This is a genomic window from Belliella pelovolcani (genome assembly GCF_900156785.1).
Classification (GTDB): domain Bacteria; phylum Bacteroidota; class Bacteroidia; order Cytophagales; family Cyclobacteriaceae; genus Belliella; species Belliella pelovolcani.
The window spans coordinates 117,912-140,420 of record NZ_FTOP01000008.1 but is presented as its reverse complement, the minus strand read 5'-3'; the positions used below and the strand labels follow the sequence as shown (position 1 = coordinate 140,420).

Here is a 22,509-nt window from a genome sequence, read left to right as displayed (position 1 = left end):
AAAAGAAAAAGCCTGACTATTGCCAGGCTTTTATATTATTAAGGGTTTTCGTTTGCTATTAAGAAAGTACTTTTTCAGCTAACACTACAATGGTATTTTCTTTAACCTCTACGACTCCTCCATCTATGACCAAGCTTTCATGGCCTTCCTTAGTTGTATAAGAAACAACTCCCTTGGCCAAAGCTGATACTATAGGAGCGTGATTATTCAGTACTTGAAAAGCTCCGTTTGCTCCCGGGAAGCTAGCTTCAGAGACTTCTCCCTGAAATACTTTTTTATCCGGTGTTACAATTTCTAGTTGCATCTTTTTAGTTATTGAGTTATTAAGTTAGTAGTTATCTGTTTTCTTACCTAGTTAACTGATAACTACTGACTAGAAACTATTTTACTTTACCTCTGCAAGCATTTTTTCACCCTTAGCTATAGCATCATCAATGCTACCTACCAAGTTGAAAGCTGCTTCTGGGAGGTGATCTAATTCACCATCCATGATCATATTGAATCCTTTGATGGTGTCTTTGATATCAACTAGCACACCTTTCAAGCCCGTGAATTGCTCAGCTACGTGGAAAGGCTGAGATAAGAATCTCTGAACTCTTCTAGCTCTGTGTACAACCAATTTATCTTCTTCAGAAAGTTCTTCCATACCTAAGATGGCAATGATATCTTGAAGTTCTTTGTATCTCTGTAGGATTTCTTTCACTCTTTGAGCACATCCATAATGCTCTTCTCCCAATATCTCTGGAGAAAGAATTCTAGAGGTAGAATCCAATGGATCTACAGCAGGGTATATACCTAGTTCAGCAATTTTTCTAGAAAGTACTGTAGTAGCATCCAAGTGAGCAAAAGTAGTCGCAGGCGCAGGGTCAGTCAAGTCATCCGCAGGTACGTAAACGGCCTGCACAGATGTAATAGATCCATTTTTGGTAGACGTAATTCTTTCCTGCATTGCACCCATTTCGGTTGCCAAAGTTGGTTGGTAACCTACTGCAGATGGCATACGACCAAGAAGAGCTGATACTTCAGAACCAGCCTGAGTAAATCTAAAGATATTATCAATGAAGAAAAGGATATCTTTTCCAGCACCATCGCCTTCACCATCCCTGTAATATTCTGCAAGCGTCAAACCTGTAAGAGCCACTCGTGCACGTGCCCCTGGAGGCTCGTTCATCTGCCCAAATACGAAGGTTGCTTTTGACTCTTCTAATTTTTTCAAATCTACTTTGGAAAGATCCCATCCGCCTTCATTTTCTAAGGAATGGATAAAGTCATCACCGTAAGTTACGATGCCAGACTCGATCATTTCTCTCAAAAGGTCATTACCTTCACGGGTTCTCTCACCAACACCAGCAAATACAGAAAGACCTGAATAAGCTTTAGCGATGTTGTTGATCAACTCTTGGATCAATACAGTTTTACCTACACCAGCACCACCGAAAAGACCAATTTTACCACCTTTTGCATAAGGTTCAATCAAGTCGATTACTTTGATACCTGTGTAAAGTACTTCAGTTGAAGTAGAAAGATCTTCAAACTTAGGAGCTGATCTGTGAATAGGAAGTCTTTTGCCTTCAGGTAGCTGAGGAAGACCATCGATTGCTTCTCCAACTACGTTGAAAAGACGACCTTTGATACCTTCGCCAGTAGGAACAGAGATCGGAGCACCAAGATCGGTTGCTACCATGCCTCTAACCATACCTTCAGAAGAATCCATTGCAATAGTTCTTACTCTGTCTTCGCCCAAGTGCTGCTGAACTTCCAAGATCACTTTTTGACCGTTTTCTTTGGTGATTTCAAGTGCATCAAGGATGTTAGGTAATTTACCTCCTTCGAAAGAGATATCCACTACTGGACCAATTACCTGAGTTATCTTACCAAGATTTGCCATTTTTATGTGTTGATGTAAAAAGGGAATTACGCTTTATCAATTCGGATGCAAAATTAATTATAAAAGCTTAATACCAAAGGATGTTTGGAAATTAAATCTGGATTTGTTGCCTTTTTGTACAAAGTATTTGTAATCAATCAAATTTGGTAGGATAGGTATCGAAATTTCAGAGAATTTATGCTTTTATAATCTTAAAATACCCTTCTTCCAAATAGGTAAGCTTTAGACCAATATTTATTGTTAAGATTATCTTCTGTCACTCCCAGAGAGGTAGAAGAATGGATAAACCAAACCTGACCTTTTGTGGTCTCCGTGACAATACCTGCATGTGTTACCTGCCGTCGTCTTTTTCCTGTTGCGAAAAATACCACATCACCTTTTTCAAGATTTCTTTCCGCTATTTTTTTACCAATCTTACTTTGTTCTTCTGATGTCCTAGGCATCGTCACTCCTACACTTGCAAAGGAATGGTAAATCAATGCAGAGCAGTCTATTCCAGACCTTGTTGTCCCACCATAGCGATAAGGAGTACCTCTGTAAGACTTTGCTGTATTGACTACTTGATTGATATTTTGTTTCCTGATTTTCTTGGTGGAGGAGCAGGAAGATAACTGAATACTCAATGCCAATAAAATAAAAATATAAAATACGCTGGAATTGGAAAATTTTCTTGACTTGGTATTCATTAATTGGATAGAATAAATTAATTTCAATAATACGTACCTACAAAATAGATTCAAAGTTTTAACGGATAAGAAACCGAATCATTATGAAAAATTATTGGAGTTTTTTTATGACGCTTTTGGTTGTTTTCTCGGCTTGTGATAGCAAGATAGTAGATAAGAAGAGATCGACTAATAATATTATCATCCCTAATGAAGAAGTATTTCAAACAGTTAGCTTACTAGGAGATTCTCTTTTCACAAAAATTGATTCTACAAGTCAGTCTATGCAAATCAAAAATCTCCAAGAGGCCGAGAAGCAATACCTGGAAGACCCAACCTTGGAAAATCTAATATGGATAGGTAGGAGAGAGGCCTACTTAAGCAGATATGATCTTGCAATCAGAACTTTTACCAAAGCTATTAATGAATTTCCAGAGGCTTTTGAGCCTCTGAGACATAGAGGGCATAGGTATGTTTCGATCAGGAAGTTTGATGAAGCTATAAGAGATTTTCAAAATGCAGCTGACTTAATGGCTGGAACTCCTATCCAAATTGAGCAAGATGGTATGCCTAATAAGTTAAATATACCACTTTCTAATGTACAATTTAATGTGTGGTATCACCTAGGATTGGCTCACTATCTGAAGGGAGAATGGGATGAAGCACGTGAAGCTTATAAAAATTGCATGGAGGTATCTGTCAATGATGATTTGAAAATTGCCACCTTAGACTGGTATTATATGACGCTCGTAAAGTTAGGTAGGACTGATGACGCTCAAGAATTACTCGTTAAAGTGAATTCAAAGATGGATATCATAGAAAATGATGCCTATTTCAAAAGACTCTTGATGTACAAAGGAGAGTTTCAGCCTGAGAAGTTACTCAATGTGGACAGTGAAGCAAGTGACCAAAAATTGCAATATGTGACTCAAGGTTATGGCTTGGGGAATTATTATTTGTCGAAAGGTGATACTTCTATGGCTCAATCAATATTTCAAAATGTGATCAATACTGGATATTGGTCTGCATTTGGGTATATTGCATCGGAAATGGAATTAGCAAAGTTGAAGGATGAGTAGAGAAGATTTTAAAAATTTGCCCTTGCATAAGAAGATTCAAAAGTTATATATTGATGGTACTTTTGTAGTGGCTATACGGTACTACTCTTACAAAGTCAATTTATACCTCCTTGGAACAGATTATGTGGAAGTATTTTACAATCATAAGTTGGATAAAATTGATAAAATTGACTTCCTCAATAGAGAGCATACACGTATGAAATTCTATCTAGATCAGATCAATATATCCATCTGACTTTTTGTCTATCACTTTTTGAGCGTGGCTAATATTTTTTGATGAATGCCTAAGACTTGGGGGATCAAAAGTTTATTGTCAACATTCTTTACTACAAAATCACTCCTTTTGATTTTCTCTTCATCTGGAAGTTGCTGATCGATGATTGCATTGATCTGTTCTTCATTGCGGTGAGGATCTCTTAGCAAAATCCTGTTGATTCTTACTCTAAGTGGGCTGCTTACAGTGATGACAAAATCTAGTTCTTCAGCAGACCCGGTTTCAAATAGTAATGCGGCTTCTTTAAGGACATAGGCAGATTTTTGATCTAGTGCCCATGCTTCAAAGTCAGCTTTGACCACAGGGTGAACGAGGCTATTGATTAATTGGGTTTTTTCAATATTTCCGAAAACCTCAGAGGCCAAAAATGTCCTATTTAGCTCACCCTTATCAGAGTAAGATTTTTCTCCAAACACTTCCAGTATTTTTGTTTTTAACCCAGTATCATTAGTCATTAGCCATTTTGCCCGGTCATCTGCATGGTATACAGGAATACCTAATATGGAAAAAATCTGTGCTACAGTCGATTTACCGGAGCCTATTCCTCCTGTAATGCCCACAAGAAGTATTTCGGTTTTATTCATATTTCAATCTAAAAATAGCCGGTTCAATTCTTACATCTTCCAACATGGAAGGCCTAGGGCTAATGACCACAAAGATAGTGCTGTCTTGTCTATTCCTGTTGTTATAATTGAGGATAGCTTCAAATTCAATCTGCTTGAGTTCATCTAGTTTTCTTTCGTCTACGAGATAGTACATCATGATATGATTCGGTTCTTGAACCAAGCTTACATTTTCCGGGAAATTTGTTTTATTAATTTTCAGCCTCTTGTTTCCTTCTAGTAGCTGATATAAGTCAAACTTCACTTGAACGCTTTCATCTTCGAGTTTGAGAAAGTCTTCGTAAGGCGCAGGTACAGAAAGAGGGATGATCTTATTGAAACTTTTATTGATTTTTTCCTCTCCTAGTTTGATCTTGAAAACGCCATCTAGTTTTTGTAAAACTGAAGTTGGACCTTTGATATTAATCGTGCTTGGATCTACTTCAATTTGATTGATTACTTTGTGATTTTTAGCAATTGTGCTTCCAGAAGTATCTACTTCAACCTTCACTTTTCTAGTGACTACTTTGTCAATATTGAATTTTATGGTGTCAGAAACCATGGACACCAATGAAGTGGGTGAGATGTTCTCCGCTAGATTTCTTCTTATCTCTGAGGTAAGGATATAGTTTTTAGTAGCTGGATTATTAATCTCTATTAAGAAAGGACTTTCATTGATATTGAAGTATTTTCTGAGCAGGTCCCAACCGTTACCGTTTATTTCAATTTTGATTTTTGTGGGGAGATCTTCCACTGCCATGAATTCCTCTTGGTCAAAAATAATTTCAATCGGAAAATCAACGACTGTGTTGTAATTGTCCTTATTAAGGGCATTTAAAAACCAGAAAGTGGCAGCCGCTAAAAAGCACAAGGCTACCACTTTCATGTTTGCAACCTTTCTTGGGTTGCTTGGTTTAAAGAATTTTTTGAGACTAGTCAAGGGACAAATTATTTTGTACCGTTTGCTCTTTTGGTAAAGTCCAGAGAAACGGCGGACTTTTCTATTTTGATTTTGAATCCTTTATCAAGTTCTAATGTAATGGTGTCACTTTCCACAGCATTTACTTTCCCATGGATACCACCGATCGTAACTACATTATCACCTTTTTTTACTTCTTCAAGGAAGTTTTTGGTTTCTTTTTGTTTTTTCTGTTGTGGTCTGATCATGAAGAAATACATAATCAAAATGATAGAACCAAACAAAAAAACCTGACCTAGGATACCACCTCCGGCACCTTCTGCTTGTAATAAGATAAAGTTAATCATATTTATTGTTTAACAGGGCCTAATTGTCCTTGTGTATTGGTTGTTGATCTAGGTGTTACGTTTCCTTTAAGTCTAAGTCTGTTGACATTTGGGCTTGTATTAGCTTGAATGCTCACAGTAGGCGCTTGGGTGCCTGGCTTTCCAGCGGAATTAAAAGCAACTTTTACAAAGCCTGATTCTCCAGGTTTTACAGGTGTTTTAGTATAATCAGGTGTGGTACAACCACAAGAGGCAGTCACATTTGAAATTACCAATGGGGCTTGTCCGTCATTGACAAAGTTGAAAACATGCTCAACAACTTTCCCTTCGGCAATTGTTCCAAAGTCAAATTCAACTTCTTCAAAACTGAATTTTCCAAGGGAGCTTGGATCCACAGCAGTAGTCGTTTGTACGTTTGTAGGAGTAGCAGTTGCTGCCTCCATTTGCGCTATTTTTTGTTCGAGTTGCGCTATTTTGTCAGATTGGTCATTACCACTGCAGCTCGAGAATCCAAGGATTCCTGCAAGTGCCAATGCTGATAAACTTAAGTATTTCATAAATATATTAGGTTAATTAGCTTCTTGGTTGATTTGATCGATGAGTTTGTTGACATCACTCAAAAGATTTTCCGCCTTATTTTTGGCATCTGATATCACTTTATTTCCTTCAGACTTTGCTTCGTTGAAAGGCATATTTTTTCCTTCTCTCAAGTCTTTGATAAGCTCTTCTAGCTCTTCCTTGTATTTTGAAAGCTGATATGAAAGCTTATCTCTTGTGTTTTTTCCTGAATCTGGGGCAAACAGTATCCCCAAAGCTGCGCCAATGCCGGCACCAGCTAAAAATGCGATCCATCCTGTGCTGCTTTTACTCATTGTTTTCTAATTTATTTGTTATCTAAAAGACCTCTTCCACTCTTTTTGATTTCCCCACTCTCCAACATTTCCTTAGAAAGAACATCTAGTAAACCATTTACAAACTGCTTACTCTTTGGAGTACTGTATGTTTTGGATACATCAATGTATTCGTTGATAGTTACTTTTACTGGAATGCTAGGGAAGAACTTCATTTCCGTCAAAGCCATCGAAATGATGATTTTGTCAGTAAAGGCAATCCTTTCAATATCCCAGTTTTGGGTTTTTTTGGCGATCAATTCTCTATTGACTTCTTCATTTTCGATCGTCAAGTTAAATATATTTTGGAAGAATTCCTTATCATCTTCCCAGTTCATAGCAATCTCAGGAAGCAAATCACTACTGCTTTCTTCCTGTTCATACACGTTTTTGATCAGTTTGGTGGCCAAGCTTCTGACCACTGATTTATTTTCAATCCAACTCATGTCTTTTTCTAAGAAAAAGTTGAGCATGGCTTCATTCTTGAAAATGATTTTTTTGAGAATAGATTCCAAAATATTGTAATCCTCCTCCCTACTTGGCTGACTAATTTTGATATAAGCTTGGTAGGCTTCAGATGGTTTGATGTAGTCTCTAAACCATTCTTTGATTTCAAGTTCAAGGTCTTCGAGTGTAGCATCATGTCTGATTACTGCAGTTTCAAAATCAGAGTTTGTACTGAGTTGTTGTAAAATAACGTTTTTGCTAAGGTTAAGTTCGCCGGCGTTGTCCGTAATACGGTCTGTAGCTATCTTTCTTTTCTTTTCACTTTCTCTTTTGACATGATTGCCAAATTCTAAGAGTAACTGAACAGCATTCAAGTACAATTGTGGGATCCGTTCCGCGGCAGTGATCATATTTTTCAACAAAAAGTCATAATCCTTTTCGTTGGCTTTATGAAAAGTGTTGATCGCTTTTATGGCTTCGGATTTAATTTTAGCGCTGACTTCTTGTGCAGAGATCAGAGATTTATTATTCAGGTTATTTTCAAAAAGCTTGATGGTGGTTTCCGCATCTTTTTTTAATTGAGCCTTATCTTGAACCTCCATACTGTTGAGGTCAGGGAGGAAAGCCTCTCTTATTTGGTCTTTTGCAAGATTGAAATTAGATGCTTTGCACTGCTCGTAAGCATAGAGACTTTGAAATGCCTTGACTCTGAGGATTCTTCTGTTTAACATACCTGAATTTAAAGAACGTAAATATAATATTTTAGACGTAGTAATTGAAGACAGTTCGTCTAATCTGACTTTAAGCATATTAAAAACCACCTGAAATTGCAGCATAACTGAATTTCAGGTGGTTTCAATTTTTATTTAATTTTAGTAAGGAAGTTTTACTCTTCCGATTGCTTCAATTCTACTCCAAGCCATTTCAATTGCCGCTTGTTGAGAAGGGATGTTTTCAATAGCAGACTTTTCCAAAATGGAAGTTGTGATGTCATAGATTTTTTCTGCGTGTCTGTAGGTAGACTCTCTATTGTAACCACCCATAAACTCTGCACAAACATTGATCAAGCCACCTGAGTTGATTAAGAAATCTGGAGCGTAGATAATGCCTTTTTCAAGAAGTATTTTACCGTGGTACTCTTCATCTTTCAGTTGATTGTTGGCTCCACCAGCGATTACTTTACATTTCAGTCTATCAATCGTATCATCATTGATGGTTGCACCTAATGCACATGGAGAATAGATGTCCATATCAAAGTCATAAACCATATCAGGTGAAATTGCAGTTGCTCCAGTATTTTTGGCTACTTCAGCAAGCTTATCTTCGAAAATGTCCGTTACGAATACTTCGGCATTTTCTTTCATTAGTCTTTCTACCAAATATTTGCCTACTTGGCCTACTCCTTGAACAAGGATTCTTTTACCTTCCAATGAATCGGTTCCGAAAGCTTTTTTTGAAGCAGCCTTCATTCCAAGATAAGTACCATAAGCTGTCACAGGAGATGGATCACCACCTCCACCTCTCACTTCAGGAAGGCCTGTTACATATTTAGTTTCCATAGCGATATATTCCATATCGCTTGTTTTCATATTGACATCTTCTGCAGTGATGTATCTACCTCCTAGGCTATCAACAAATCTTCCGAATCTTCTTAAAAAAGCTTCATTCTTCAATTTTGGATCTCCTATGATAACAGCCTTGCCACCACCCAAGTTGAGGCCGGAAATAGCAGCTTTGAATGTCATCCCGCGGGACAATCTCAAAACATCAGTGATGGCCTCTGCCTCTGATGCATAGTTCCACATCCTCGTGCCGCCTAGTGCAGGTCCAAGGACTGTATTGTGGATACCTATAATGGCCTTCAGCCCTGTAGGTTCATCATAACAGATGACCAATTGCTCATGACCTAAAGAAGTGATCTGTCCATAGATGGATCCTTCTCTTACTTTTTCCACAGGATTAATCTCTACCATTTGAACTTGGAATTTTTTATTGTGTTATATTTGGGGTTGTTGTCTTGTAAAATCACCGATGCAAAATTATATATTTTTCTCGGGCTTTACCAACGCAATTAAGGTAGTTAAAAAAAACTAATCAAGTGATTTAAAAGTTTTTATTTCGTGAAACCACTCTGGCGATTAAATAAGTATTTGTATAAATATAAGGGTTACCTATTGTTAGGAATCATATTTACTGTGATTTCTAATATTTTTGTAATTATTCCAGCTCAACTTGTAAGGATAGCCATAGATTATGTGGTGGAGAGTTTTGCTTATTACCAGGTTTTTAGCGAAGGTGAACTGAGTGTTATAGCGAGATCTTCATTTTTGAAATTCATCTTTATTTTTGGTGTTTTGATATTAGTCATGGCCTTGCTTCGAGGTTTCTTTTTGTTTTTGATCCGTCAGACTATAATTATCATGTCTCGATTGATAGAGTATGATATGAAAAATGAGATTTTCAATCATTATCAGAGTCTACCTTTGAGTTTCTACAGAAGAAATAGTACAGGAGATTTGATGGCTAGGATCACTGAGGACGTGAGTAGAGTTAGGATGTATTTGGGCCCAGCGATCATGTATGGACTCAATCTTCTGATTTTATTTCCTTTGGTAATAGGATATATGCTCAGCGTAAATGTAGAATTGACGATCTATTCTTTATTACCACTTCCTGTGCTGTCTATTAGTATCTATTTTGTCAATAATCTGATCAATGAAAGATCAGAAAAAATTCAAAGAAGCCTTTCAGGCCTAAGTACTTTTGTCCAAGAAGCTTTTTCTGGAATCAGAGTATTGAAGGCTTTTGTCCGAGAAGATGACAGCGCTCATGATTTCAAGACCGCTAGTGAAGATTATAAAGACAAATCTATTCGACTGACGCTTGTACAGGCACTTTTTTACCCACTTATATTGGCATTGATAGGTATCAGTACCATCATTACAGTGTATATAGGAGGAATGCAAGTGATTGATGGAACTATAGGTTATGGTGTAATTGCCGAGTTTATTCTATATGTCAATATGCTTACTTGGCCCGTGACATCACTTGGATGGGTGACTAGTATTGTGCAGCGTGCGGCAGCTTCTCAAACCAGAATTAATGAGTTTTTAGACGAGAAGAATGACATAATCAGTTCAGAAGGATTGGATATTCCTATAAAAGGTAAAATTGAAGTCAAAAATGTTTCATTCACCTATCCAGAGTCAGGCATCAAGGCACTTGATAGTGTGAGTTTCGATATAGATTCTGGAGAATCACTTGCAATCATTGGAACAACAGGCTCAGGAAAGTCTACAATAGCCAACCTTCTGATGCGTATGTATGATGTGTCAGAGGGAGAGATTTACATAGATGGTCATGAAATTGAGAAATTTGATACAGCAGCATTGAGGCGTCAGATTGGATTTGTACCTCAAGATGTTTTCCTATTTAGTGATAGTATTTCCAATAATATTGGTTTTGGACTGGATCAAATCCCAGGAGAACTGGTAGAAAAAGCTGCAAAAGATGCCGATGTCTATGATAATATTATTGCTTTTCCAAAAGGATTCCAGACCAGATTAGGCGAGAGAGGAATTACACTTTCTGGAGGTCAAAAACAACGAGTTTCGATTGCTAGAGCTATCGCCAAAGAGCCAAGTATTTTACTATTGGACGACTGTCTTTCCGCAGTAGATACCAAAACTGAAAATGCTATTCTTAATGCTTTGAGTAAAATCATGGTAAATAGAACCTCAGTAATTATATCTCACAGAGTGTCTTCTGCTAAGCTTGCTGATAAAATCATTGTCTTAGATGACGGTAAGCTTGTCGAGCAAGGAAGTCATGAAGAATTGATGGCTAAAAAAGGCGTCTATGCAGAATTGTATGAAAAGCAAACCCAGATCAATGAACCTATTGAGGATTAGGAGTTTCTCGGTTTTTTGCAAACATATCAAAGCCAATTTTTTGTGGGTTGCCCATACTTGAAGTGTGTTCTAACTTTTGATGGTAATTGATCATCATGATGTCGTGGAAATTGGGAGCAATCAGGTCATTGTTGAGTGCAGAGAGGATTAAGCCTTCAATAAGTTGTCTGTTTTTCTCCTTTGAGACTATATTCTCTTTTAGTTCTGGGAAACCAAATACAATCTTTCTGTCCCCTTCAAGGAAAAATTTATTTTCCCTATTCAGTAGGACGCGGCTTATCAAATAGCCCGGATCTTCCAACCTGCCATAAGTAATGGTGTCAGCAAGAAAATTATAAATCAAGACTTGACCAAAGTAGCGAAGAGAGACATCATTTTTTAGGTATTTGGTTTTACTGATATAGGCTTCGTCTGGAATTCTTACGATATTGCTTTGCATCATAAAAATCAAAACATCCCCTCCTATTCTGAAAAGAAATTCATAGTCATTTACTTTTTCGACTCTGATTGGCATGTTCTTAATATTTCCTGCATTTTCTAATTCCGAGGCTACTTCTCGACAAGTTTTTTCTAAATTATCAAAATACATCACTAATTGATTGAATAAATCATGTTTCAATTTAGTGGTGGTTTCTAGTTTTTCGATTATTTCTGCTAACATTTCGTAAATTAGTTTTACAATCAAATTAAAGATTATGGCAGGTCATAAAAAGTCCGGATTTGAGGAAGTAGAGTCTCTTCTTCAGGACATTGGTACTAAAATAGAACAATTAATTGAAAAAGCAGCTGATGCTGGTGGAGATGCAAAGGTTGAACTAGAAAAGAAAATCAGGGATCTAAGAGAGAAAAAGACTACCATAGAAGAAGAATTTAAGAAGGGGAAATCAAAAGTTGAAACCCTTTACAATTCGAAAAAGACAGAAATAGAACCCAATTTGAAAAAATCCCAAAAGCATTTTAAAAATGCTTTTAAGCAACTTGGTGAAGCATTTAAAGTTTTAATTAAAAAGACTTAGGGTATATCAAGTCTTGGAGTTTTGACGAATAGTAGCTGCTTCATGTAGTCCTGATTGTAGTTTGCTCAAAGCAGCTAATGCCCCCTCTGATTTTTCGCGATCTACTTCCAATTCCAAATTGCAGCTCGGGCAGGTGATCGCATTGCTGTGTAGGAGCATTTTTGCAAAAACTTGTTTTCTGTCGTTTTAATTAAGTTATTGAAATGTATAAGGAATTTTTCAAAAGCGCAGATTTAGCACTTTGCAAACACTATCTTTGCACCATGAATTACTTATCAGTAGAAAATCTAAGCAAGTCTTTTGGCGAGCGTAAACTTTTTCAAAACATTTCTTTTGGTCTAGATCAGGGTCAAAAAGTAGCCTTAGTTGGAATAAATGGGGCAGGGAAATCTACATTGATGAAAATCATAATGGGGATAGAAGTCCCCGACTCAGGCCATATTGCAATCAATCAGCAAGTAAAGGTCGCTTACGTTCATCAAAATCCTGTTTTCACAGGAAACCTATCCATTTATCAAACCATTTTTGATGGGAGTGATAATGAAACCTTGAAAGTCATCGAAGATTATCACAAAGCAATGATTGATTCAGAAAATGGTAAAGACAACTCTGATCAACTTCAGAAAATTTTCGAAAAAATGGATAGACTTGAGGCTTGGGATTTCGAATATCAAGTCAAAGAAGTCTTGGGGAAGTTAGGGCTTCATGATACAGATATAGCAGTGGGTAATCTAAGTGGAGGTCAGAGGAAAAGAGTGGCATTGGCAAAAGCCATTTTAGAAAAGCCTGATTTGCTATTGTTAGATGAACCAACCAACCATTTGGATTTGGAAACTATAGAATGGCTTGAAGAATATCTTTCTAAGGCTAATTTAGCTTTATTTATGGTAACCCATGATAGGTATTTCTTAGAGAAAGTGACCAATCAAATCCTTGAACTTGACAATGGAAGTATTCATCGTTACATGGGCAATTATGGTTACTTTTTGGAGAAAAAAGCTGAGCGGAGAGAGATAGAAGCTACAGAAATAGATAAAGCAAAAAGCCTTTATAAAAAGGAGTTGGATTGGATTAGAAGACAACCTAAAGCCAGAGGAACTAAAGCAAAATATAGGGTAGATGCTTTCGAAGAAACAAAAGAAAAGGCTTTTAGCAAAAGAGAAGAGCGCGAGATCGAATTGTCGGTAACCTCTCAACGACTGGGAAATAAAATTATAGAGATTGAGCATATTAAAAAGTCCTTTGATGATAAAAAGATCATCAAAAACTTTTCATATATCTTCAAAAAGGGTGATAAAATTGGAATCGTAGGCCCAAATGGTGCTGGCAAGACAACTTTCCTGAATATGATCACAGGAGCTCTAGCACCTGATGCGGGTAATGTAAGTATTGGTCAAACTACTGCTATCGGGTATTATAGGCAAGAGGAGGATGCATTTGATGAGGAGAAAAGACTGATCGATATTGTAAAGGAGGTTGCTGAGGTGGTCACTGTTGCTGGCGGTGCGACGATTACAGTTTCTCAGTTTCTAACAAAGTTTGGCTTTCCTCCAAAGCAACAACATACACCAATAGCTAAGCTGAGTGGAGGAGAAAGAAGAAGGCTACAACTGTTAATGATCTTAATTAAGAGTCCAAATTTCTTGATTCTCGATGAGCCTACCAATGATTTGGATATTGTGACGCTCAATACACTTGAGGAATTTTTAGATAATTTCCCAGGCTGTCTGATTATAGTATCTCATGATAGGTATTTTATGGATAGACTGGTAGATCATCTGTTTGTCTTTGAAGGCGAAGGAGAGATCAAGGATTTCCCAGGGAATTATACAGATTTCAGAGAATGGGAAAAAGAAAATCAGTTTCAAAAGACGCAAGAAAAGGATACACCACAGAAAATCACTCAGGAAGCTAATGATCTGGCACCTTCTAAGAATAAGGCTAGTTTCAAAGATAAAAAGGAATTTGAAGAGCTAAATCAAGTGATTGAAATGCTTCAGCATGAAAAAGATGACCTTGTATCAAAAATCACTCATGGTTCAGAGGATCATGAAGAGTTGATGAGATGGTCTGCCAGAATTCAAGAGATCGATGATTTGCTTGAAGAAAAAGAAATGCGATGGTTGGAGTTGAGTGAGCTAGATGGAATCATATAAAAATTCTATAGCAACAAAAAAGGCCTCAGATTAATCTGAGGCCTTTTTTGTTTGAATATGTTTTGATCTTATTATAAATCTATACCCATAAAGGACATAAACGCTATACCCATAAGACCGGTCAGAAGCATGGTGATTCCCAAACCTTTCAGACCATTTGGTACGTTCGAGTATTTCAATTTCTCTCTGATAGCAGCAAGTGCTACGATCGCTAAGAAGAAACCAGTACCAGAACCGAATCCGTATACCGCAGATTCAGCTAAAGTGTAGTCTCTCTGTGCCATGAAAAGGGATCCACCCAAGATAGCACAGTTTACAGCGATCAAAGGAAGGAAAATACCCAAGGCGCCATAAAGGGCAGGAGCAAATTTTTCTACAACCATCTCTACTAGCTGTACCATCGCTGCAATAATTGCGATAAACATGATGAACCTTAGGAAAGATAGATCCACTCCCGCAAGGGAAGCACTAGCCCAAGTCAAGGCTCCTTCTTTTAGGATGAATTCGTTCAATAGCCAGTTAACTGGAACAGTTACAGTCAATACAAAAATTACTGCTGCACCAAGACCAAGAGCTGTGCTTACTTTTTTGGAAACAGCCAAGAATGAACACATTCCCAAGAAGTATGCAAAAACCATGTTGTCAATAAATATTGACTTAATTGCTAAGCTAAATAATTCCATTTCTCTCTTCTTTATTAATGTTCAACATAACCTGTCTTGGTACGCTGTACCCAAATGATCAATCCTAGGATGATGAAAGCACCTACCGGCGATACCATTAGACCATTGGTCGCTAAGCTGAATTCTCCACCGAAAACACTGCTGATTCCATCATAGATTTGAACTCCGAATACTGAACCTGAGCCTAGAAGTTCTCTAAAGAATGCTACTGCAAGGATAATCCAAGAGTATCCCAATGCACTACCAAAACCATCAAGAACTGAGTCATAAGGCTTATTTCCTAATGCGAATGCCTCAAGTCTACCCATTACTATACAGTTGGTAATAATCAAACCAACGAATACAGAAAGCTCTTTGTACATATCAAATGCAAATGCTTTCAAAACTTCATTTACCAAAGTCACCAAGGAAGCAACAACGGCCAACTGTACGATAATTCTAACCCTAGACGGAATGGTATTCCTCAATAAGGAAATGGTCAAATTGGCCATTACCATTACAAATATTACAGAGATAGCCATTACCAAAGTAGGCTGCATCTGGGTTGTCACCGCAAGTGCTGAACAAATTCCCAATACCTGTATGGTAATCGGATTATCGTCGACAAGTGGATCACTGATTAATTTCTTTCTTCTTTTGGAAAACAAGGCTTCTGACACCTTTTTTTCTTTTATTTCTGCAGTTTCTGTGCTCATTATATTTTCTTTATAATGTCGGGATTAGTTTAATGCGGCAATTTCGCTAGAGGAAGAACTTTTGATTTTCTCAAAGTATGCCTTATAAGCCTTCAGGTAATTGTCCAACATGGCATTGACACCATTTGCTGTGATTGTAGCACCGGAAAGTCCATCTACTTTATGGTCTTCACCGCTATAATCTTTGCCCTCGCCTTTTTGCATGGCCACAGACTGGAATTCACCTGATTCATTGAAGATTTTCTTGCCTTGATATCTGTTTTGAACACCACCTTCTGTGATTCTAGCACCAAGACCTGGTGTCTCACCTTTGTGACCAAAAGTAACCCCTTCGATTGTATTCAAATCTGTGTCTAATGCAAGAAAGCCCCAGATTTCATCCCAAAGACCAGCACCATATACTTGAACGATGATAGCTTCTGCGTCTTCTTCATTACCCTCTGCATGAAAAATGAAAACTGGGTATTTTCTTTTCTCTGGTGCCATTTTATAATTTTTGGCTACATCTACATTTTCAGCTACGATATCATTGCCATCAGCATCTTTTTCGATTTCATTACCATCAATGTCGACTACTTTAGATGTGATTCTTTTGTCATAAAATTCAAGGATTTGATCTGGCTTCATCGCTCTTATTTCAGAAGCATCCAAGACAGCACCTAATATCTGCTTTTTGGTATCTAGTTCTACAGCTTTTTTCTGAATCGGACCCAGCAACTGAGAAGTACCTGATAAGAGTAATCCTAAAACAACTGTCAGAATTACTGAGAAAGTGATGATATATGCGTTAGACTGTTGCACGTTGTAACCTCCTTTTCTTGTTTGCTTTTACTACATAATAATCGATCAAAGGTGCAAATACGTTCATGAAAAGAACGGCAAGCATGATTCCTTCTGGATAAGCAGGATTGGTCACTCGGATGATTACTGTCAAGACACCAATCAAAAGTCCGTAGATCCACTTACCTATTTCTGTTTGTGCAGCAGATACAGGATCTGTTGCCATAAATACTACACCGAATGCTAATCCACCCATCACAATGTGATATTCTGGTCCCATTTCCATGTATTTATTTACTGCAAATGCATTCATGACAAGTCCCATCAAGTATGCGCCAGCAAAACCTGATACGATAATTTTCCAGCTAGCTACTCCAGTAGCTACTAAGATAACGGCACCAATCAAAGCCATCAATGTGGATGTCTCTCCAATTGAACCTGGAATCCAACCTATAAATAAGTTTGCAAAGTCAAATAACCCAGCACCTATAGCACTGTTGTGGGATGCGAGTGCTGTGTTGACAGTCTCACCTTCTACTCCTGCATTGTATGCTACTGCTAGTGCAGTTGCTCCTGAGAAGCCATCTACTGGTGCTTTGTCACCAAGGTATGTCCATACTTGATCACCTGATATTTGAGCAGGATAGGCGAAATACAAGAATGCTCTTGCAGTCATCGCTACGTTCAAAATATTCATTCCAGTTCCACCAAATACCTCTTTCGCAATTACGACTGCAAATATTGTGGCCAAAGCTACTTGCCAAAGTGGAAGTGTCGCTGGTACAACTAAAGGAATTAACATACCCGTAACTAGGAAGCCTTCGTTGATTGGGTGTTTTCTGATCACTGCAAATGCAGCCTCAACAGCTCCACCAGCAGCGTAAGCTACAATTACAATTGGAAGTACCAATTGTAAACCAAGCAATGCTTTTGGTCCAAAATCTTCCCACAAACCAGCTGTTTGTCCTGTGGCTAGAAAGTGTTGATGACCTGTATTATATATACCAAATAGTAAACAAGGGATCATAGCGATTACCACTGTAATCATCATCCTTTTTAGGTCAATTGCATCTTTGACCTGAGCTCCTTTAATTGCATTGGTATGTTTAGGTGTAAACAAAAATGTTTCACCAGCTTCAAATGCATAATAAAGATTCTCTAATTTTCCTCCCTTTTGAAAAAGGGGCTTCTGCTTATCCAACAGATCTCTTAGAAACTTCATATTGATTAACTGTATTGAATTAAGTCTATTCCTTTTCTAACTATTTCCTGTACTGGGTGTTTGGAAACGTCCACAAACTCACATAGCGCTAAGTCTTCTTCTACGATTTCGTAGATACCCAACTCTTCCATTTCGTCAAAATCTTCTGCCATGATGGCTTTTAGTAGATATACTGGAAGAATGTCCATTGGTGTTACACTCTCAAATACACCTGTCTGGACAAAAGCTCGCTCTTCACCTCTAACGTTAGAGTCAAGAACGTACTCCTTGTTTGGTTTCAAGAAAGAAAGTAGTCCTAGGGCTCTGTGGAAACTTAGTTTGTCTGTTGTTGGCTTCATCCAGCCTAAGAATTCATGATACTCTCCTTCTGGAATCAAAGTCAATTGGTTATGATAGAAGCCCAAGTAACCATCATGATTTATTTTTTCTCCAGTCAATACATTGCCAGAGATGACTCTTGTTTCTGGAGCAACATTAGACTTTTCGTCTTCTTTCAAGTTTCCATTTACAAGCGTATCTACACACGCACCAACAAATGTTTTTGTGTATACAGCCTTCTTAGCTCTTGATCCAGTGATGGAAATAACTTTAGAAGCGTCATATTTACCTTCAAGGAAAAGTTTTCCAATTTGCACTACACCGTAAGGGTTAATTGTCCAAGCAATTTCACCTTTATTGATAGGATTAATATGGTGGATTTGAACACCTACGTTGCCAGCTGGATGTGGACCTGAGAATCTATTGATTTGTACATTTTGTACATTAGCAAAGACGGCTGGAACTTCTGCATCGGCATTAAGATTCAAATGGATTGTTCCCTCTGTGAGTTTTTTGAGGATATCAATTCCAGCTTGAAAATACTTTTCTTCACCCTTTAAGGTAATCGCATAATCTGGAGCTAGCGGGTGAGAGTCAAAACCTGAAATAAATATGGCTTTAGGGCTATCTTCAGGATTAGCCACTATACCAAAGGGTCTTTGGATCAATTGAGGCCATACGCCGCCTTTGGTCATTTGGGCGATTGCTTCTTCTTTACTGAGTGATTTGATAGATGATTCAGCATATTTTTCGAAGCTTTCATAGCTGATTTCCTTATCAGCTAAGATTTTAATCTCCAATAGCTTTCTTTTTTCACCTCTTTTGATCTCAACGATTTCACCAGATACTGGTGCGACATATTGGACTTGATCCAAAGCCTTGTCGAATAAAATCGGAGTACCTGCCTTTACTGTATCGCCTTCGTTTACAGTGACTTTGGGTCTTTGAAGACCAATGAAGTCCGTAGGTTTGATAGCAAAGGTCTTTGCTGGCTGGAAGTCTTCTAGCTGCTTTTCAGCCTTTCCAGCGAGCTTAATGTCGAATCCCTTCTTAAGCTTAATTAGTTTTGACATATTATTTTGAACTGTATGGTCTTTTGAAAAACGCCTCAAATCTAAGAAAATACATCAGTTATTAGAATATAATTCTGTGTTTATTTGACAGTATCCTGCTAAGTTGACATATTTAATGAACGTATTTCTTTGAATTAATTACTCTCTAAAGCAAAGCCTTGTTCGAGGGACATGATGTAATGCATCACCTGCTCCATTAGCCACATAGGTGTAGAAGTCGCTCCACAAATACCAACTTCATCCTCTGGACTAAACCAGTTTGGATCGATCTCTGATTCATTTTCTACGAAGTAGCTTCTTTCATTTTCGTTTTTGCAGACTTGATATAGCGCTTTTCCATTTGAGCTTTTTTTGCCAGACACAAAGATGATTACGTCCTTTTCGCTGGCAAAATGTTTCAGCTGTGGTTCTCTATTTGATACTTGTCTACAAATGGAATCATTGGCATTGAAGTCGACCTCGTTCAACACTCCCTTTGTTGCTTTGATTTTTTCTTCAATTTTTTCTTTCAGCTCGTAAAAGCCTTTAGTACTTTTCGTAGTTTGGCTGAATAAGGTTACAGGTTTTGTGAAATCTATTTTTTCTAAATCCTTGTCTTCCATTACAACAATGGCTTTTTCCAAGGTTTGGCCAGTAAGTCCAATCACCTCAGCGTGCCCTTTTTTGCCATAGATTACGATTTGACCCTTCTCTTTCTCCATCTTATCAAATGCCGTCTTCACCCTATGTTGGAGTTTCAGAACGACAGGACAAGAAGCATCAATTAATTCTATGTTGTTCTCAATGGCAGTACGGTAAGTCTCTGGAGGTTCACCATGAGCCCTTATGAGAACCTTACAATCGCTTAACTCTCGAAGCTCCTCTCGGTCGATGACCACCAAGCCTTTATCGCTAAGTCGCTTGACTTCCATGTCATTGTGGACTATATCGCCAAGGCAATAAAGTCTATCAGTTCCCTCCATTTCATCTTCGGCCATTTTTATAGCGAATTCCACTCCAAAACAATAGCCAGAATTTTTATCTATGGTCACATTCATAAGTCTATACTTTCTCGGCCAATCGCTCCTTGGCCAGTGATACAATCTGTTCGACTTGATTTTCGAAATCAAGGTAGCTAGTGTCTATTTCTATGGCGTCTTCCGCTTTGATTAATGGACTTTCAGCTCTGCTTGAATCGATTCTATCTCTTTCTTGAAGATTATTGATGATTTTGTCTAATTCGATCAGTTCTCCTTTTTCCAAGATTTCTTTTTGTCGTCGCTCAGCTCTAATCTGTATAGCAGCAGTCATGAAAATCTTTAACTCTGCATCAGGGAAAACAACCGTGCCAATGTCCCTACCGTCCATTACAACCCCTTTTTTAGAGCCTAATTTCTGTTGTTGAGCGACTAATTCTTGTCGAACTTCTTTAATTTTGCTTACTTCACTAACGTAATCAGATACCCTCATGGTTCTGATTTCTTCTTCGACGTTGAGTCCGTTGAGGTATGTTTCTTGTTTTTGATTATTGGGATTGACTTGAAAGCTAATATCTAGTGTGTCAAGGCCTTTTTTGACATCTTTGGGATTGGTCAATACAGTGTGGTTATTCAAAAAGTGTAAAGTGGCGGCCCTGTACATGGCTCCAGAATCAATGTATGTGTAACCAAGTGCTTTCGCTACAGATTTAGCTGTGGAGCTTTTGCCACATCCAGAGTGCCCATCAATTGCAATAACAATTTTATTCATCTAGTAAAAGTTGTCCCTCCTTTTTATTTCAGGGGCAAATATAGTAGTTTTATATCTATTTCCTTTAGAGAACAAGATGTATTCAAAGTTCCTGTAAAGTATCTGCTCTATTCTGGATTATCTGTCAAAAAGCCTAACTAAAATCATTGAATTATGAATTGTTTTTTCATTGAAGGTCAATATATAGACATTATAAATAAGACCATTTTTGCTGTTGAGCTGAAGGTAGGAGATGGGAAAATAGTATCAATTCGAAAGATCAAAGATAATCCCGAGCTACCCTATATTTCTCCCGGGTTTATTGATGCACATGTGCATGTAGAGTCATCTATGTTAGTCCCGTCCGAGTTTGCTAGATTAGCTGTAGTGCATGGTACAGTTGCTACGATATCTGATCCACACGAAATAGCAAATGTCTGTGGTATGGTAGGTGTGGATTATATGATAACAAATGGGACTCAAGTTCCTTTTAAGTTCTACTTTGGAGCTCCATCATGTGTTCCAGCGACTCCCTTTGAGACAGCTGGTGGAGAGATTACTACAGAAGATATTCATGATCTTCTAGAAAGGAAAGAGATTGTCTACCTTGCAGAGATGATGAATTGGCCTGGTACGGTCAATAGAGATCCATTGGTGATGGAGAAAATCGCTTTGGCAAAAAAATATGGTAAACCAGTAGATGGTCACGCACCTGGGCTCAAAGGAGAACTCGCTGCAAAGTATGCTTCGGCAGGTATCACTACAGATCACGAATGCTTTACAAAAGAAGAAGCATTGGGTAAAATCCAGTACGGAATGAAGATCGCTATTAGAGAAGGGAGTGCAGCAAAAAATTTCGAAGCGCTTATTGATTTGATAGATGAATATCCTGCAATGATCATGTTCTGCTCAGATGACAAGCATCCTGATAATTTGGCTGAATCACATATCAATGAATTGGTCGCAAAAGCTGTGGCAAAAGGTAAGAATTTATTTGATGTCTTGCGTGCAGCTTGTATCACTCCAGTGAATCATTATAGACTTGATGTGGGTTTGTTGAAGGTGGGCGATCCTGCTGATTTCATTTTGCTGAATGACATCGTGGAGTTCAAAGTCAAGGCTACCTATATCAATGGTCGCGTCGTAGCGCAAGATGGTCAAACTCTTATTCCAAAAGTCAAGAACGATGTGATTAATAATTTCAATACCTCACTGAAATCAATTGGAGATTTCGCTTTAAAGGCAAATCAAAGTCGAGTGAGAGTAATTCAAGCCTTGGATGGCCAATTAATCACGCCAGAACTGAAAGGGGAAATTTTACTTAAAGATGGTTCGGCTCTGTCAAATCCTTCTTCTGATATACTTAAAATAGCTGTTGTCAATAGGTACGAGGATGCCCCGCCAGCTGTCGCTTTTATCAAAAACTTCGGCCTAAAGTCAGGTGCAATCGCCTCTTCGGTAGGTCATGATTCTCATAATATCATTGTGGTGGGAGTTGATGACGAATCCATTTGTAGAGCCGTCAATTTGCTTATCAATGTCAAGGGAGGAGTTTCAGCTGTGAATGGAGATCAAGAGGAAGTATTACCGCTGCCTGTAGGAGGAATCATGTCGACCGAAGATGGATATGAAGTTGCTAAGGCTTATACAAAAATTGATCGAATGGCTAAAGAAATGGGTTCCACTCTACAGTCACCTTATATGACATTGAGTTTCATGGCCTTGTTGGTCATTCCAGATTTGAAATTAAGTGACAAAGGACTTTTTGATGGTCGAAAATTTGAGTTCACAGACGTCTTTCTTCAATAGAATCAGCCAATTATGTAAAAATCATCATTTTTCAAAGCAATAAATATTT

At 37.9% G+C, this 22,509-nt stretch carries 25 protein-coding genes; 6 read left to right on the top strand and 19 right to left on the bottom strand.

Annotated elements, in window-relative coordinates; genetic code table 11:
• Positions 1 to 58: 58 nt before the first annotated feature.
• The 3 genes from atpC to BW935_RS10680 all read right to left on the bottom strand — a co-directional run bounded on the left by atpC (position 59) and on the right by BW935_RS10680 (position 2,574).
• Entirely contained in the window at positions 59 to 304 is a 246-nt protein-coding gene (atpC, locus tag BW935_RS10690) for an ATP synthase F1 subunit epsilon (RefSeq protein ID WP_076501304.1), read from the bottom strand.
• 81 nt (positions 305 to 385) lie between these two features.
• Positions 386 to 1,888: a F0F1 ATP synthase subunit beta gene (atpD, locus tag BW935_RS10685; RefSeq protein ID WP_076501303.1), complete on the bottom strand. Its 1,503-nt coding sequence runs from the start codon at positions 1,886 to 1,888 to the stop codon at positions 386 to 388.
• A 191-nt stretch (positions 1,889 to 2,079) separates the two neighbouring features.
• A complete protein-coding gene (locus tag BW935_RS10680; protein ID WP_076501301.1) occupies positions 2,080 to 2,574 on the bottom strand; it encodes a C40 family peptidase in 495 nt (164 codons plus the stop codon).
• An 83-nt stretch (positions 2,575 to 2,657) separates the two neighbouring features.
• On the opposite strand from BW935_RS10680, the gene BW935_RS10675 reads away from it, so the two are divergent.
• Positions 2,658 to 3,632 carry a tetratricopeptide repeat protein gene (locus BW935_RS10675; RefSeq protein WP_076501299.1) on the top strand — a complete coding sequence of 325 codons (975 nt, stop codon included), beginning with the start codon at positions 2,658 to 2,660 and terminating at the stop codon, positions 3,630 to 3,632.
• Positions 3,625 to 3,867, top strand: coding sequence for a hypothetical protein (locus BW935_RS10670; RefSeq protein WP_076501298.1), 243 nt, complete (start codon positions 3,625 to 3,627; stop codon positions 3,865 to 3,867). Before BW935_RS10675 ends, BW935_RS10670 begins: the two co-directional genes overlap by 8 nt.
• Positions 3,868 to 3,878: 11 nt before the next feature.
• Here the strand turns inward: BW935_RS10670 and coaE are convergent, their stop codons facing one another.
• From coaE to BW935_RS10635, 7 genes are all read right to left on the bottom strand, one after another.
• Positions 3,879 to 4,490, bottom strand: a complete 612-nt coding sequence (coaE, locus tag BW935_RS10665) for a dephospho-CoA kinase (protein WP_076501296.1) — start codon at positions 4,488 to 4,490, stop codon at positions 3,879 to 3,881.
• The gene (locus BW935_RS10660) at positions 4,483 to 5,448 is read right to left on the bottom strand and encodes a YbbR-like domain-containing protein (protein WP_076501294.1); all 966 of its coding nucleotides are present in this window, start codon (positions 5,446 to 5,448) and stop codon (positions 4,483 to 4,485) included. Before BW935_RS10660 ends, coaE begins: the two co-directional genes overlap by 8 nt.
• An 8-nt stretch (positions 5,449 to 5,456) precedes the next feature.
• The gene (gene yajC / locus BW935_RS10655; protein ID WP_076501293.1) at positions 5,457 to 5,774 is read right to left on the bottom strand and encodes a preprotein translocase subunit YajC; all 318 of its coding nucleotides are present in this window, start codon (positions 5,772 to 5,774) and stop codon (positions 5,457 to 5,459) included.
• A 2-nt stretch (positions 5,775 to 5,776) separates the two neighbouring features.
• On the bottom strand, positions 5,777 to 6,310 hold the full coding sequence (locus tag BW935_RS10650) for a DUF1573 domain-containing protein (RefSeq protein WP_076501291.1): 534 nt from the start codon (positions 6,308 to 6,310) through the stop codon (positions 5,777 to 5,779).
• A gap of 12 nt (positions 6,311 to 6,322) precedes the next feature.
• Positions 6,323 to 6,625, bottom strand: a complete 303-nt coding sequence (locus BW935_RS10645; protein ID WP_076501289.1) for a YtxH domain-containing protein — start codon at positions 6,623 to 6,625, stop codon at positions 6,323 to 6,325.
• Positions 6,626 to 6,636: 11 nt separating this feature from the next.
• The gene (nusB, locus tag BW935_RS10640) at positions 6,637 to 7,821 is read right to left on the bottom strand and encodes a transcription antitermination factor NusB (RefSeq protein ID WP_076501288.1); all 1,185 of its coding nucleotides are present in this window, start codon (positions 7,819 to 7,821) and stop codon (positions 6,637 to 6,639) included.
• A gap of 141 nt (positions 7,822 to 7,962) precedes the next feature.
• The gene (locus BW935_RS10635) at positions 7,963 to 9,063 is read right to left on the bottom strand and encodes a Glu/Leu/Phe/Val family dehydrogenase (protein ID WP_076501286.1); all 1,101 of its coding nucleotides are present in this window, start codon (positions 9,061 to 9,063) and stop codon (positions 7,963 to 7,965) included.
• Positions 9,064 to 9,210: 147 nt separating this feature from the next.
• Between BW935_RS10635 and BW935_RS10630 the strand changes: the two genes are divergently transcribed.
• Positions 9,211 to 11,001: an ABC transporter ATP-binding protein gene (locus BW935_RS10630; protein WP_076501284.1), complete on the top strand. Its 1,791-nt coding sequence runs from the start codon at positions 9,211 to 9,213 to the stop codon at positions 10,999 to 11,001.
• Here the strand turns inward: BW935_RS10630 and BW935_RS10625 are convergent.
• Entirely contained in the window at positions 10,988 to 11,662 is a 675-nt protein-coding gene (locus BW935_RS10625; protein WP_076501282.1) for a hypothetical protein, read from the bottom strand. The genes BW935_RS10630 and BW935_RS10625 overlap by 14 nt on opposite strands.
• A gap of 34 nt (positions 11,663 to 11,696) precedes the next feature.
• Here BW935_RS10625 and BW935_RS10620 point away from each other — a divergent pair, with 34 nt between their 5' ends.
• Positions 11,697 to 12,017 carry a sll1863 family stress response protein gene (locus BW935_RS10620; protein ID WP_076501280.1) on the top strand — a complete coding sequence of 107 codons (321 nt, stop codon included), beginning with the start codon at positions 11,697 to 11,699 and terminating at the stop codon, positions 12,015 to 12,017.
• Positions 12,018 to 12,023: 6 nt separating this feature from the next.
• Here the strand turns inward: BW935_RS10620 and BW935_RS18400 are convergent, their stop codons facing one another.
• A complete protein-coding gene (locus BW935_RS18400) occupies positions 12,024 to 12,176 on the bottom strand; it encodes a hypothetical protein (RefSeq protein ID WP_175606665.1) in 153 nt (50 codons plus the stop codon).
• A gap of 104 nt (positions 12,177 to 12,280) precedes the next feature.
• Between BW935_RS18400 and BW935_RS10615 the strand changes: the two genes are divergently transcribed.
• The gene (locus BW935_RS10615) at positions 12,281 to 14,173 is read left to right on the top strand and encodes an ABC-F family ATP-binding cassette domain-containing protein (protein ID WP_076501445.1); all 1,893 of its coding nucleotides are present in this window, start codon (positions 12,281 to 12,283) and stop codon (positions 14,171 to 14,173) included.
• Positions 14,174 to 14,244: 71 nt separating this feature from the next.
• On the opposite strand, the gene nqrE is transcribed toward BW935_RS10615, so the two are convergent.
• The 7 genes from nqrE to cmk form a co-directional block, all read right to left on the bottom strand.
• Positions 14,245 to 14,856, bottom strand: coding sequence for an NADH:ubiquinone reductase (Na(+)-transporting) subunit E (nqrE, locus tag BW935_RS10610; RefSeq protein ID WP_076501279.1), 612 nt, complete (start codon positions 14,854 to 14,856; stop codon positions 14,245 to 14,247).
• 14 nt (positions 14,857 to 14,870) lie between these two features.
• On the bottom strand, positions 14,871 to 15,551 hold the full coding sequence (locus BW935_RS10605; protein ID WP_076501277.1) for an NADH:ubiquinone reductase (Na(+)-transporting) subunit D: 681 nt from the start codon (positions 15,549 to 15,551) through the stop codon (positions 14,871 to 14,873).
• Positions 15,552 to 15,575: 24 nt separating this feature from the next.
• Positions 15,576 to 16,352: an NADH:ubiquinone reductase (Na(+)-transporting) subunit C gene (gene nqrC, locus BW935_RS10600; protein WP_076501276.1), complete on the bottom strand. Its 777-nt coding sequence runs from the start codon at positions 16,350 to 16,352 to the stop codon at positions 15,576 to 15,578.
• Positions 16,339 to 17,553 carry an NADH:ubiquinone reductase (Na(+)-transporting) subunit B gene (locus tag BW935_RS10595; RefSeq protein WP_076501274.1) on the bottom strand — a complete coding sequence of 405 codons (1,215 nt, stop codon included), beginning with the start codon at positions 17,551 to 17,553 and terminating at the stop codon, positions 16,339 to 16,341. Before BW935_RS10595 ends, nqrC begins: the two co-directional genes overlap by 14 nt.
• A 5-nt stretch (positions 17,554 to 17,558) precedes the next feature.
• Positions 17,559 to 18,944 carry a Na(+)-translocating NADH-quinone reductase subunit A gene (locus tag BW935_RS10590; RefSeq protein WP_076501273.1) on the bottom strand — a complete coding sequence of 462 codons (1,386 nt, stop codon included), beginning with the start codon at positions 18,942 to 18,944 and terminating at the stop codon, positions 17,559 to 17,561.
• A gap of 134 nt (positions 18,945 to 19,078) precedes the next feature.
• Positions 19,079 to 19,981 carry a 4-hydroxy-3-methylbut-2-enyl diphosphate reductase gene (locus BW935_RS10585; RefSeq protein ID WP_076501271.1) on the bottom strand — a complete coding sequence of 301 codons (903 nt, stop codon included), beginning with the start codon at positions 19,979 to 19,981 and terminating at the stop codon, positions 19,079 to 19,081.
• 4 nt (positions 19,982 to 19,985) lie between these two features.
• Positions 19,986 to 20,672, bottom strand: coding sequence for a (d)CMP kinase (cmk, locus tag BW935_RS10580; RefSeq protein ID WP_076501270.1), 687 nt, complete (start codon positions 20,670 to 20,672; stop codon positions 19,986 to 19,988).
• 153 nt (positions 20,673 to 20,825) lie between these two features.
• Here cmk and ade point away from each other — a divergent pair, with 153 nt between their 5' ends.
• Positions 20,826 to 22,460: an adenine deaminase gene (gene ade / locus BW935_RS10575; protein ID WP_076501268.1), complete on the top strand. Its 1,635-nt coding sequence runs from the start codon at positions 20,826 to 20,828 to the stop codon at positions 22,458 to 22,460.
• Positions 22,461 to 22,509 lie beyond the last annotated feature (49 nt).

What these genes read in the sequence shown, in the direction of transcription:
- BW935_RS10605 (WP_076501277.1), bottom strand. Translation starts at nt 15,551, where the DNA reads ATGAGCACAGAAACTGCAGAAATAAAAGAAAAAAAGGTGTCAGAAGCC.
- ade (WP_076501268.1), top strand. Translation starts at nt 20,826, where the DNA reads ATGAATTGTTTTTTCATTGAAGGTCAATATATAGACATTATAAATAAG.
- BW935_RS18400 (WP_175606665.1), bottom strand. Translation starts at nt 12,176, where the DNA reads ATGCTCCTACACAGCAATGCGATCACCTGCCCGAGCTGCAATTTGGAA.
- BW935_RS10615 (WP_076501445.1), top strand. Translation starts at nt 12,281, where the DNA reads ATGAATTACTTATCAGTAGAAAATCTAAGCAAGTCTTTTGGCGAGCGT.
- BW935_RS10650 (WP_076501291.1), bottom strand. Translation starts at nt 6,310, where the DNA reads ATGAAATACTTAAGTTTATCAGCATTGGCACTTGCAGGAATCCTTGGA.
- nqrE (WP_076501279.1), bottom strand. Translation starts at nt 14,856, where the DNA reads ATGGAATTATTTAGCTTAGCAATTAAGTCAATATTTATTGACAACATG.
- BW935_RS10680 (WP_076501301.1), bottom strand. Translation starts at nt 2,574, where the DNA reads ATGAATACCAAGTCAAGAAAATTTTCCAATTCCAGCGTATTTTATATT.
- cmk (WP_076501270.1), bottom strand. Translation starts at nt 20,672, where the DNA reads ATGAATAAAATTGTTATTGCAATTGATGGGCACTCTGGATGTGGCAAA.
- coaE (WP_076501296.1), bottom strand. Translation starts at nt 4,490, where the DNA reads ATGAATAAAACCGAAATACTTCTTGTGGGCATTACAGGAGGAATAGGC.
- BW935_RS10625 (WP_076501282.1), bottom strand. Translation starts at nt 11,662, where the DNA reads ATGTTAGCAGAAATAATCGAAAAACTAGAAACCACCACTAAATTGAAA.
- atpC (WP_076501304.1), bottom strand. Translation starts at nt 304, where the DNA reads ATGCAACTAGAAATTGTAACACCGGATAAAAAAGTATTTCAGGGAGAA.
- BW935_RS10590 (WP_076501273.1), bottom strand. Translation starts at nt 18,944, where the DNA reads ATGTCAAAACTAATTAAGCTTAAGAAGGGATTCGACATTAAGCTCGCT.
- BW935_RS10670 (WP_076501298.1), top strand. Translation starts at nt 3,625, where the DNA reads ATGAGTAGAGAAGATTTTAAAAATTTGCCCTTGCATAAGAAGATTCAA.
- BW935_RS10645 (WP_076501289.1), bottom strand. Translation starts at nt 6,625, where the DNA reads ATGAGTAAAAGCAGCACAGGATGGATCGCATTTTTAGCTGGTGCCGGC.
- BW935_RS10595 (WP_076501274.1), bottom strand. Translation starts at nt 17,553, where the DNA reads ATGAAGTTTCTAAGAGATCTGTTGGATAAGCAGAAGCCCCTTTTTCAA.
- BW935_RS10620 (WP_076501280.1), top strand. Translation starts at nt 11,697, where the DNA reads ATGGCAGGTCATAAAAAGTCCGGATTTGAGGAAGTAGAGTCTCTTCTT.
- yajC (WP_076501293.1), bottom strand. Translation starts at nt 5,774, where the DNA reads ATGATTAACTTTATCTTATTACAAGCAGAAGGTGCCGGAGGTGGTATC.
- BW935_RS10635 (WP_076501286.1), bottom strand. Translation starts at nt 9,063, where the DNA reads ATGGTAGAGATTAATCCTGTGGAAAAAGTAAGAGAAGGATCCATCTAT.
- BW935_RS10585 (WP_076501271.1), bottom strand. Translation starts at nt 19,981, where the DNA reads ATGAATGTGACCATAGATAAAAATTCTGGCTATTGTTTTGGAGTGGAA.
- atpD (WP_076501303.1), bottom strand. Translation starts at nt 1,888, where the DNA reads ATGGCAAATCTTGGTAAGATAACTCAGGTAATTGGTCCAGTAGTGGAT.
- nusB (WP_076501288.1), bottom strand. Translation starts at nt 7,821, where the DNA reads ATGTTAAACAGAAGAATCCTCAGAGTCAAGGCATTTCAAAGTCTCTAT.
- BW935_RS10675 (WP_076501299.1), top strand. Translation starts at nt 2,658, where the DNA reads ATGAAAAATTATTGGAGTTTTTTTATGACGCTTTTGGTTGTTTTCTCG.